7 protein-coding genes and 2 pseudogenes are annotated in these 10,631 nt (G+C 61.8%); 7 read left to right on the forward strand and 2 right to left on the reverse strand.

All coding sequences use genetic code 11. The annotated features are described in order from the left end of the window. A pseudogene (locus tag EN862_RS36625) lies at positions 1-331 on the forward strand (hypothetical protein); the annotation flags it as partial. 320 nt (positions 332-651) lie between these two features. Here the strand turns inward: EN862_RS36625 and EN862_RS34470 are convergent. After that, positions 652-1,665, reverse strand: coding sequence for a GlxA family transcriptional regulator (locus EN862_RS34470; protein WP_210212399.1), 1,014 nt, complete (start codon positions 1,663-1,665; stop codon positions 652-654). Between the two features lie 125 nt (positions 1,666-1,790). On the opposite strand from EN862_RS34470, the gene EN862_RS34475 reads away from it, so the two are divergent. From EN862_RS34475 to purU, 6 genes are all read left to right on the forward strand, one after another. Beyond that, positions 1,791-3,041, forward strand: a complete 1,251-nt coding sequence (locus EN862_RS34475) for a sarcosine oxidase subunit beta family protein (RefSeq protein ID WP_126101856.1) — start codon at positions 1,791-1,793, stop codon at positions 3,039-3,041. Between the two features lie 9 nt (positions 3,042-3,050). Continuing rightward, entirely contained in the window at positions 3,051-3,341 is a 291-nt protein-coding gene (locus EN862_RS34480) for a sarcosine oxidase subunit delta (RefSeq protein WP_126101855.1), read from the forward strand. After that, entirely contained in the window at positions 3,338-6,271 is a 2,934-nt protein-coding gene (locus EN862_RS34485; protein ID WP_126101854.1) for a sarcosine oxidase subunit alpha family protein, read from the forward strand. Before EN862_RS34480 ends, EN862_RS34485 begins: the two co-directional genes overlap by 4 nt. Beyond that, positions 6,237-6,824 carry a sarcosine oxidase subunit gamma gene (locus EN862_RS34490; protein WP_245460085.1) on the forward strand — a complete coding sequence of 196 codons (588 nt, stop codon included), beginning with the start codon at positions 6,237-6,239 and terminating at the stop codon, positions 6,822-6,824. The genes EN862_RS34485 and EN862_RS34490 overlap by 35 nt, the downstream gene beginning before the upstream one ends. A 1-nt stretch (position 6,825) precedes the next feature. Beyond that, positions 6,826-7,716 carry a bifunctional methylenetetrahydrofolate dehydrogenase/methenyltetrahydrofolate cyclohydrolase FolD gene (folD, locus tag EN862_RS34495; RefSeq protein WP_126101853.1) on the forward strand — a complete coding sequence of 297 codons (891 nt, stop codon included), beginning with the start codon at positions 6,826-6,828 and terminating at the stop codon, positions 7,714-7,716. A gap of 71 nt (positions 7,717-7,787) precedes the next feature. Continuing rightward, positions 7,788-8,672 (forward strand): formyltetrahydrofolate deformylase, encoded by an 885-nt coding sequence (purU, locus tag EN862_RS34500; protein ID WP_126101852.1) that lies wholly within the window; start codon positions 7,788-7,790, stop codon positions 8,670-8,672. Between the two features lie 278 nt (positions 8,673-8,950). Here the strand turns inward: purU and EN862_RS34505 are convergent. Continuing rightward, positions 8,951-9,727: pseudogene (locus EN862_RS34505) on the reverse strand (IS110 family transposase); the annotation flags it as partial. Between the last annotated feature and the right edge of the window lie 904 nt (positions 9,728-10,631).

A 10,631-nucleotide genomic window follows, 5' to 3' on the forward strand; every position in this document is an offset into this window, starting at 1 on the left:
AGCGTCCTCCGATTTCGCTTCGGCGTTTCCAGCCGAAACGCCAGCCCGCGTTGTCATGGATCAAGGGAAAGGGCCGGAAGAAATGATTGTACGACACCCACTTGGGGATGTCCTGCGCCCTTTATCGACCGATCAGATTTGGGAGAAATTCAAGGGCCTCAGCAGAGAGAACGTTCACCCGCGGTGGCAGGACGAGATCCTCTCGGCAATAGGCAACCTCGAAGCAGCAGGGCTTGGGCCTCTTCTGGCTGCTCTCTCTCGACGTGGCAGGCGATATGCCGAAGAAGACGCCGCGCGTGAACTGGCCCGATCTTCCGAAGCGTTGCAGTGATTCGTCGAGACGGACGGGCAGGCACATCTCGGGTAACGCTATGCTATTGGTATCCAAACGGCCAAGGCCGCTATGGTCTCGGAAGATTTTCCTGGGGCGGGTTGGGGGAGTGTCATGTAGCCCTGCTCTCGTCGACGATATGTCGAAGATTGTCGATGCCGTCTGGATGAAGACGAGGACAGCTTCGCTTTATTCGGCTGCCAGATTGCCGCGTAGGCGCTCAGACCATCCTCTTGCGAGAACATCTCGGCTCGAGGAATTGCGTAAAAAGTTTTCGTCTCGCCCACGAGAAGCTCGATGTTGTGGAGACCTTTCCTAGTCTACACTTGACCGCCCCCCAAAAGCGTCCTGCCGTGATAATTTTCGCTTTGGCCGCGCTGTTTGCGGTGGGTTGCGGGACCCACGCCAAAGTGGGCCTGAAAGGCCCGTGAGAAATGACTGCGGTTGGAAAAGCCGGTGGCCAGCGCGACTTCGACGAGCGGCAGGTTTGACTGTTGGAGAATCTCGTCGGCCTTCTCCAACCGTAAAGACCGATAGAACTGCATCACGCTCTGTCCTAACTGTTCCGTTGCCAACCGCTCTAATTGCCGCATCCCAATACCACTCAAGTGTACCAGATCGCCCAGCTTCAGCGGGTCCGCAATGTGGCTTGTCATCAATTCCACCATGGCGACCAGAGCGGGATGGCGCAGATCGTACCTGCGTATTGGGTCCAATTGCTGAGGGGCCTCGGCCTGCCGGACGCCGGTATGGATGAACCAATCGCTGACCGCACGGGCCAATTCCACACCGTGATCTGAAGCGATCAGCGCATGGGTCATGTCTAGGGGGGCCATGCCGCCCGCGCAGGTGAAGCGGTCACGATCGATGACGAACAGCCGCCGTTCGATGAGTGCGTCGGGATACGTCTCCCGCATTGCATCAATGTGCTGCCAGTGAATTGTAAACCGGCGTGACGACATCACACCCGCTGCCGCCAGGATTGCCGCTCCGCCTGAGATTCCGCCCAAAGGCACTCCCGACCGGGCGAGACGGCGCAGCCAAGCGAGGATCCTGTCGTCTCGATAGGTGAGGGGGTTGCCGCCGGCGACGACGAAGAGAATATCGAAATCAGTGCCTGCTTGTGAAACAGGTTCGGTCTCGAACGCACCCGAGACGGAACTGCGCATCCACCCGCCCTTGGCCGACATGAAGTTCAGATCGTAAAGAACCCGCCCGCTAAGCAGGTTGGCGGCGCGCAGCGGCTCGACCGCGGAGGCTGCGGACATCAGGGCATAGCCTTCGATCAGCAGGAAACCGTATCGCCGCGGGCTGCCGTGATTCCCGTCAATCATCCCGTTGAAAATCCTATCATCCACATCGTTCGCACATGTCCGGCAAAAGCACACATGAGTCAATTTTGAAAACACCTCGCTGCCCTTGCCGTGACATAGTCTCGGCAGTCCAAGGAGTCCTTGATATGAAGTTTTCCGGCTTCCGCGTCTTTGCTGAAGCGCTCAAGGGTCACACCGGGTGGCGGCCGCTCTGGCGCAATCCCGATCCAAAGCCTTCCTACGACTATTTGATTGTCGGCGGAGGCGGCCACGGCTTGGCCACAGCGTATTATCTGGCCAAGACCTTCGGACGATCGCGTATCGCCGTGCTGGAGAAAGGTTGGCTCGGATCCGGGAATGTCGGGCGGAACACGACGATCATCCGCTCGAACTACCTGCTTGCCGGCAATGAGCCCTTCTATGAGTTCTCGATGAAGCTCTGGGAAGGACTGGAGCAGGAGCTCAACTTCAACGCAATGGTTTCCCAGCGCGGCATCATCAACCTTTTTCATACGGATGCGCAGCGCGATGCCTTTCGCCGCCGCGGCAATGCCATGATGCTGGCGGGGGCGGGCGCACGGCTGCTGGGTCGGGAGGAACTGCGCGCCATGGTTCCGTTCCTGAATTACGACAACGCGCGCTTCCCGATCAAAGGCGGCCTGATGCAGGCGCGTGCCGGCACCGCGCGGCACGACGGCGTGGCCTGGGGCTATGCCCGCGGCGGCGACAGCCATGGCGTGGACCTGATCCAGAATTGCGAGGTGACCGGTTTCCGGCTCGATCGCGGCAAGGTGCGTGGCGTGGAGACATCGCGTGGCTATATCGCCGCCGACAAGGTCGGGGTGGCGGTGGCGGGCTCATCGAGCCGGGTCATGGCAATGGCTGGAATGCGGCTTCCGATCGAAAGCCATGTCTTGCAGGCTTTCGTCACGGAGGGGCTCAAACCCACCATTCCCGGTGTGATCACGTTCGGGGCAGGCCATTTCTACATCAGCCAGTCCGACAAGGGCGGGCTTGTCTTCGGCGGCGATATCGACGGCTACAATTCCTATGCCCAACGCGGCAACCTGCCGGTGGTGGAGGACGTCGCAGAAGGCGGCATGGCGCTGATGCCCATGATCGGGCGGGCGCGGCTCCTGCGCATGTGGGGGGGCGTGGTGGACATGTCGATGGACGGTTCGCCGATCATCGACCGCACGCATATTGATGGCCTCTATCTGAACGGCGGCTGGTGCTATGGCGGCTTCAAGGCGACGCCAGCCAGCGGCTATGCCTTCGCCCATCTTCTTGCCACCGGCGCACCCCACGAGACAGCGCGTGCGTACCGCATCGACCGTTTCGCACGCGGCCATGTGGTCGACGAGCGCGGCGCCGGTGCCCAGCCCAATCTCCACTAAGGCGGTCCAATGCTGATCCCACATCCACTTCTGGGCCTGCGGGATGCGCAGGAATTCACCTATCTGGGCGACGCGCGGCTCATCGACCGTCCAGATCCCTCCGCGCCCGATGCCGAGGCCGCCTTTTGCGATTACGTCTTCCTGCGCGACAACCCGGCCGGCGTGCATCGCGAATTTTGGTTCCACGAGCAGGGCGACCGGTCATGGCTGGTGGTGACGCGCGACACGGTCACGCATGAAGTCCTCGGTGCGGAACTGGCCCGCGATGCCGCCCTTTCGCGGACGAGGTGCAGCAAATGACACGACTGTCCGGAGGGCTGATCGACCGCTCGCAGACCTTGAACTTCAGTTTCGACGGCAAGCGCTACCAGGGCAATCCCGGCGACACGCTCGCCTCGGCGCTGCTGGCCAATGGCGTTCGTCTGATGGGACGCAGCTTCAAGTACCACCGCCCGCGCGGGCTGCTGTCTGTCGGCTCGGAGGAACCGAACGCCTTGGTAGAACTGCGCTCGGGCGCGCGGCGGGAGCCCAACACGCGCGCGACGACGGTGGAACTGTTCGACGGACTGGAGGCTCGAAGCCAGAACCGCTGGCCCTCACTCGGCTTCGACGCGTTGGCGGTGAACGACCTGCTGTCGCCTTTCTTCACAGCCGGCTTCTACTACAAGACCTTCATGTGGCCGAAAGCCTTCTGGGAAAAGCTCTACGAACCGGCGATCCGCAGGGCGGCGGGCCTCGGGCGCCTTTCAATGCAGGCCGATCCCGATGTCTATGACAAGGGCTTCCTGCATTGCGATCTCTTGGTCATCGGCGGGGGGGTGGCCGGGCTTGCCGCGGCGCTGACGGCGGCGCGCTCCGGCGCACGTGTGATTTTGGCCGACGAGGATTTCCGCCTGGGCGGGCGGCTTCTGTCCGAGACGAGAACGTTGGACGGAGCGCAAGCCAGCGACTGGATCTCAGCGTTGGAGGCTGAATTCGAGAGCCTGCCGAACATTCGCGTGATGCGTCGCACCACGGTTTTCGGGGTCTATGACCACGGCATCTATGGCGCGGTGGAAGGCGTGTCCGATCATCTCCCAGAGGCGAACGGGCGTGTGCGCCAGACACTCTGGCGTATCACGGCGAAACGCGCGGTCCTGGCGGCGGGCGCGACAGAGCGCCCGATCGCTTTTGCCGACAATGACCGTCCGGGAATCATGCTGGCCGGCGCGATGCGGGCTTACGCCAATCGCTGGGCGGCATGTCCGTCCGAGACCATCGCTGTCTTCACCAATAACGATGACGGTCATCGCACCGCGCGCGATCTGGCCGCCAAGGATGTCAAGATCGCCGCCGTCATCGACGTGCGCCCCGACGCGAAGGCTCGCGGTGACTACCGGCTGATCACGGGGGGCATGGTGGCTGGCTCACGCGGCCGGCTTGGCCTGAAATCGATCGAGGTTCAGGCAAACGGCAGGTCCGAATGGATCGAGTGCGGCGCGCTCGGGGTCTCTGGCGGCTGGAACCCGAATGTGCATCTCTTTTCGCATCATCGCGGTCGGCCTGTTTGGAATGAACCGCTGCAGGCATTCCTGCCCGGGGAGAATGGGCCTCTTGGATTAATTCCGGCAGGTGCGGCGGCGGGCCATTTTTCCACCGGCGACGCCTTGCGTTCCGGCGCGCGAGCCGCACAGCGTGCGATGGGCGAACTTGGAATCGCGGCATCGTTGCCCGATTTGCCGCGCGCTGAGGAGGCAGACTACACGGTTGCGCCCGTCTTCCACGTACCTGGCAAGAAGCGCGCCTGGGTCGATTTCCAGAATGACGTGACGGTGAAGGATATCAAGCTTGCCCATGCCGAGAACATGCGGCCGGTAGAGCATTTGAAACGCTACACGACCCTCGGCATGGCGACGGACCAGGGCAAAACCTCAAATGTGACCGGTCTTGCCGTGATGGCGGAGCTGACCGGGAGGTCGATCCCGGAAACTGGAACAACGATTTTCCGCCCACCTTACACTCCAGTGACGCTCTCGGTCCTGGGCGGCGGCGATACAGGGCGGCATTTCCGACCGCGCCGCCTCACACCCACCCATCACTGGGCCGAGGCGCAGGGTGCGGTGTTCGTCGAGGTCGGCCAGTGGATGCGCGCGCAATATTTCCCGCGTGCGGGCGAAACGCACTGGCGCCAGAGCGTGGACCGCGAGGCCAGGGCCGTGCGCGGCGCAGTGGGCCTGTGCGATGTGACGACGCTCGGCAAGATCGATGTCCAGGGCGCGGACGCGGGCGAGTTTCTCAACCGTCTCTACTGCAACATGATGGCCACGCTGAAAGTCGGCCGGGTCCGCTACGGGCTTATGCTGCGCGAAGACGGATTTGCCTATGACGACGGCACCTGCGCGCGGCTGGCCGAGGATCATTGTGTGGTCACCACGACGACCGCAAACGCCGGTCTGGTCTATCGCAACATGGAATTCGCGCGGCAATGCCTGTGGCCGGAACTCGACGTCCAGCTCATCTCCACGACCAATGCCTGGGCGCAGATTGCCGTCGCCGGGCCGAAGTCGCGCGCTCTGCTCGCCCGCATCGTTGACGGGTTCGACCTGTCGAACGAGGCTTTCCCCTTTATGGCCTGCGCGGAGCTCACCGTCTGCGATGGCCTGCGCGCGCGGCTCTTCCGCATCTCCTTCTCGGGCGAACTTGCCTACGAAATTGCGGTTCCCGCACGCTACGGCCACGCATTGATCGAGCGGCTGATGGAACTGGGAGCCGATCTCGGAGCGACGCCCTACGGCACCGAGGCATTGGGGGTCCTGCGGATCGAGAAGGGACACGCCGCCGGCCCTGAGTTGAACGGACAGGCGACGGCCCTCATGGTCGGGCTTGGCAGTATGGTATCGCAGAAGAAGGATTCCGTCGGCGCCGTGATGTCGCGGCGTGAGGGCCTTGCCGGCGACAGGCGACGCCTGGTCGGGCTGCGGCCCGTCGATCCTGCCGGGAAGGTGGTCAGCGGCTCACATCTTTTTGCGGAAGGTGCACCGTGGAAATTCGATACCGATCAGGGTTGGATCACCTCGGCTTGCTACAGTCCACATGTCGGCTCAATGATCGGGCTCGGTTTCCTCGAGAATGGCGATGAACGGCTGGGCGAGGTGATCGTGGCCGCGAACCCGCTCGAAGGCGAAAGCGCGCGCCTGCGCGTCGTGCCGGCGCATTTTGTCGATCCTGAAGGAGCACGTCTTCGTGAGTGACCTGAGACCCATCACCGCGCTCGGTGCCGCACTACCACGCCTCGCATCGTTCGGGGCGTTGGAGATCCGTGAGAACGGGGGTCTGGCGCTTGCCTCCATGGCGCTGCGCCGCGGAACCGTTGAGCCCACGCCGTTCGGCCTCGCTCTTCCCGGACCAGGCCGCTGGATTGCAGGGCAGGGGGTTGCCGCGCTGTGGACCGGGCTGGATCAGTGGATGATCGAGGCGGAAGGCCGCGCCGAGCTGGATTTTGCCGCCGAGCTCAAGCAACTCGCCCCTGGCTGCTCGGTGACCGAGCAGACCGATGGCTGGGTCGCGTTCGAGATCGTTTCGCGAGCCGGCACAGGGCCTATCGATGCACTGCTGTCGAAGCTCGTTAACGTCGATCTCGCGGATTTTGGCCCGGGCCGCGCGACGCGCACCGGGCTTGAGCATATGAGCTGTTTCGTCATCCGCCGCAGCGAGGCTCATATCGCCGTGCTGGGCGCGCGCTCGTCGGCCGGATCGCTCTGGCACGCACTGGAAACGGCGGCGAAGCGGCTAGAGGAAAGGTAACATGACCGCTCAGATCATCGACGGCAAAGAGTCCGCCGCGCAGCTACGGTCGAGCGTTGCTGGGCATGTGGCCTGGCTCAAGGAGGAACACGGCATTACGCCGGGCCTGGCAGTGGTTCTGGTAGGCGGCGATCCGGCGTCGGAAGTCTATGTGCGCAACAAAGGACGGCAGACTATCGAAGCTGGCATGAGCAGCCTTGAACACAAGCTGCCCACTGAAACATCTCAGGCCGATCTGCTTGCTCTAATCGAGCAGCTGAATTCCGATCCGGATATTCATGGTGTCCTTGTCCAGCTCCCTCTACCCAGTCATCTGAACGCCGATCTGGTGATCAATGCGATCGATCCAGCAAAAGATGTCGACGGGTTTCACATTTCGAATGTCGGGCTTCTGGGCACGGGACAAAATGCGATGGTGCCATGTACCCCATTGGGTTGCCTGATGTTGCTGCGAAGCCATCTCGGCGATCTCTCTGGGCTTGAAGCCGTGGTCGTGGGGCGCTCGAACATCGTCGGAAAACCGATGGCGCAACTCCTGCTCAATGACAGCTGCACCGTAACCATTGCTCATTCGCGTACACGCGATCTGGCATCATTCTGCCGTCGAGCCGACATTCTTGTCGCTGCCGTCGGCCGCCCCGAGATGATCCCCGGCGACTGGATCAAGCCGGGCGCTACAGTGATCGATGTGAGCATCAATCGGATCGCGCGGGATGGCAAGCAACAACTGGTGGGCGACGTGGATTTTGGAAGCGCGGCGGAGGTAGCGGGAGCGATAACGCCGGTGCCGGGGGGTGTCGGTCCCATGACCATCGCCTGTCTTCTCGCCAACACGGTTACCGCCTGCTGCCGTGCTCATAGGCTGTCCGAGCCTGAGGGGCTCACCTTATGAGCCCCTTGCAATCCGGCACTCTACCTGACACGCCCGAATGGATCTCTTCCGCACACACGAGCAAGCTCGCCATGGACAAATACTACCTGACCGTCACCTGCAAGTCCAAGCGCGGGATCGTCGCGGCCATCGCAGGATACCTCGCCGATAGCGGCTGCAACATCACCGACAGCTCGCAGTTCGACGATACGCAGACCGGCAACTTCTTCATGCGCGTGAGCTTTATCTCTGAAGATGGCGCTGGCCTCGACGCGCTGCGCAACGGCTTTGCTGACACCGCCGAGACGTTCGGAATGGACTTCGCCTTCCATGACGAGAGCCAGAAGATGAGGGTGATCATCATGGTCTCGCGCTTCGGCCATTGTCTCAATGACCTTCTGTATCGCTGGCGCATCGGAGCGCTGCCAGTCGACATAGTGGCGGTGATCTCGAACCATCTGGACTACCAAAAGCTGGTCGTGAACCATGACATTCCGTTCCACTACGTCAAAGTTACGAAGCAGAATAAGAGGGAAGCCGAAGCGCAGCAGATGCGCATCGTCGAGGAGACCGGCGCGGAGCTGGTGGTGCTCGCCCGGTACATGCAGGTGCTGTCGAATGAGATGTCCGAGAAGATGTCCGGCCGCATCATCAACATCCATCACTCCTTCCTGCCGTCATTCAAAGGAGCGAACCCCTACAAGCAGGCTTTTGAGCGTGGGGTAAAACTGATCGGCGCGACCTCGCATTATGTCACCGCCGATCTCGACGAAGGGCCGATCATCGAGCAGGACACGGTGCGCGTCACCCACGCCCAGAGCCCATCCGACTATATATCGCTCGGGCGCGACGTCGAAAGCCAGGTTCTCGCACGCGCGATCCATGCTCATCTCCACCGCCGCGTCTTCCTCAACGGGAACAAGACCGTGGTCTTCCCCGCTTCGCCAGGCTCCCATGCTTCGGAACGTCTGGGATGAGTGTACGAATGCAACGAGGTGACCCGCATTGCTTTTTCTCGACCCGCGACGGTGTCACGAGATCGGATCGCAAATCGCCCACCTGCAACTTCGGTGACGTTGGCGCCCTATTCTCGACCCTAGGAAGAAAACGCCATGACTTCTCACTCCACCAGTATGCGGCAATTCCTCGTCTGGAAACCCGAGGAACAGACGCCTCTGACCGCGCTGTCGCCTCAGGCCCCGCTCGACCGGCCAGTCGAGCGCTTGACCTGTCGTCGGTTCTCGAAGTATCGCTAACAGCCTTCGGACCACAGGAAGGCGGCGAACTCCGGCCCGATGCATTTTAGATTGATCAGCATCGCCGGTGCCGGGGAGACGACATGCGCGGCAGCGAGCACAGCATCGCGAGCAGCCTCAACCGCCTTGATCTGTTCCAGCAGCAATTCGAGCGGATCAAGTTCCCGGCTGATCTGCATCTTCAGATATGCAGGCATCGCTCAGCCGTCGCCGGTCTTAAGCGCCTCCAGTCGCTTGCGCCGGTCGCGATGCATTGGTTCTTGGGCGGATACGCCGTGGGCGAACAGCCGGCCATTGATGCGGTTGACGTGGCGCACGCGCTCGTCCGTCAACGCCTTGCGCTCACGCGTGATGCGGCAACGGTCCTCCTTTTGGGGCGTCGCTACCCGAAGCATCGCACACACCCGTGGCTCGACTAGCTTGTAGGCCAGCAACGCCCGGATCAGCGCCTCACCGTCGATCTTGTCGGTCTTTGCGCGACGGCGCCGGCGCGAAATCGCAATCGACGCCGCATCGACGACGTGACTTTCGATGGATCCAGAAACCATCGAGCCCGGCCTCATGGATCACGATCGGAGAACACTGCCCGGTCGCGCCTCTGCCTTCTTTTTAAGCTCGACAAAGCGCGCCAGCAGTCCGGCGATGTTGCCGGCCGCCACCGAATGCTTCGACATCTTCTCGCCGCCAACTGGCGACAGCGAGGTGATCACCATGTCGAGCGGCTGGCGCTTGAAACCCGGAACAAGCGCGGCAATCACCCACTTCGCCTTGCTCATCTCGATGACGGCGACGATCGTGTTATCCTGTTCGAGAGCGGTAAGGGACCGGCTTGAGTCAAAAGACTACGACATGGGGCGGCTCCTTCTGATGGTGGATTCAACAGCGCCGAAGGATGCCACACCTCGCCGCTCGCCCTATAGCATCTAAGCAGGACCACCCATTGTTGGCGGGATGAACAGTCGTGGCCATGCCGCTTGCATTTGACATAAGAGTTCGAAATGGGACGAAGATTGCGCCAAGATCGATACGGATAGCCGTCGGCCCTTCGGATTGGTGAGCTGCAACGGGCATGCTTGCCTCCAGGGTAAGGTGTTGGTTCCGCGACCTCACTTTGCCACAGCGCAGGTCGCTGTCCACCCTCCTCATAGGATCTGATGCTCACCCTGCGCGATGCGGTGCCCAGCTAGCCACACTGCGGCTCACGCTCCTCAAGCTCGACGGCCGCGTGGTCGAGATGAAAACCCAAATTCGCCTGCATTGCCGACATCCTGCCCGGACCAGCGTATCCTGCGCACCGTCCTCAGTCGCATCCCGCAACTCGCGACATAAACAATGGGGCGCAGACGTCCCGAAACAAACCCGCTGACCCAAACCACTCGCCTTCCATCACGACGGATCACCGCCGGCGCCTATTACGCTTGGGAAGACGCACGGTAAAGGCAACCAGATCGCCGCTTCAGGCCGCCGAAAGCTCATCTCCGTGCATCAAGCAGGTTAGGACTTCACCCCATAGGGGCATCTCGCCGCTAGATGGCAAAAATATAAAAATTGCATTTGACGCAAACCACCCGGCAGTTGACCATCTAAGCACAACGACGGGAGCGGAGGAGAGGTAATGGCGAACACTCAGTCGAGCTTGGCGCCCGGGCTTCCTTTTAGCGAGGCGGAGTATAACCGTCG

The sequence above is a fragment of the Mesorhizobium sp. M2E.F.Ca.ET.219.01.1.1 genome (genome assembly GCF_004016445.2).
GTDB lineage: Bacteria > Pseudomonadota > Alphaproteobacteria > Rhizobiales > Rhizobiaceae > Mesorhizobium.

Coding starts and splice junctions, on each gene's coding strand:
- EN862_RS34470 (WP_210212399.1), bottom strand. CDS start 1,665: ATGATTGACGGGAATCACGGCAGCCCGCGGCGATACGGTTTCCTGCTG.
- EN862_RS34485 (WP_126101854.1), top strand. CDS start 3,338: ATGACACGACTGTCCGGAGGGCTGATCGACCGCTCGCAGACCTTGAAC.
- folD (WP_126101853.1), top strand. CDS start 6,826: ATGACCGCTCAGATCATCGACGGCAAAGAGTCCGCCGCGCAGCTACGG.
- EN862_RS34480 (WP_126101855.1), top strand. CDS start 3,051: ATGCTGATCCCACATCCACTTCTGGGCCTGCGGGATGCGCAGGAATTC.
- EN862_RS34475 (WP_126101856.1), top strand. CDS start 1,791: ATGAAGTTTTCCGGCTTCCGCGTCTTTGCTGAAGCGCTCAAGGGTCAC.
- purU (WP_126101852.1), top strand. CDS start 7,788: ATGGACAAATACTACCTGACCGTCACCTGCAAGTCCAAGCGCGGGATC.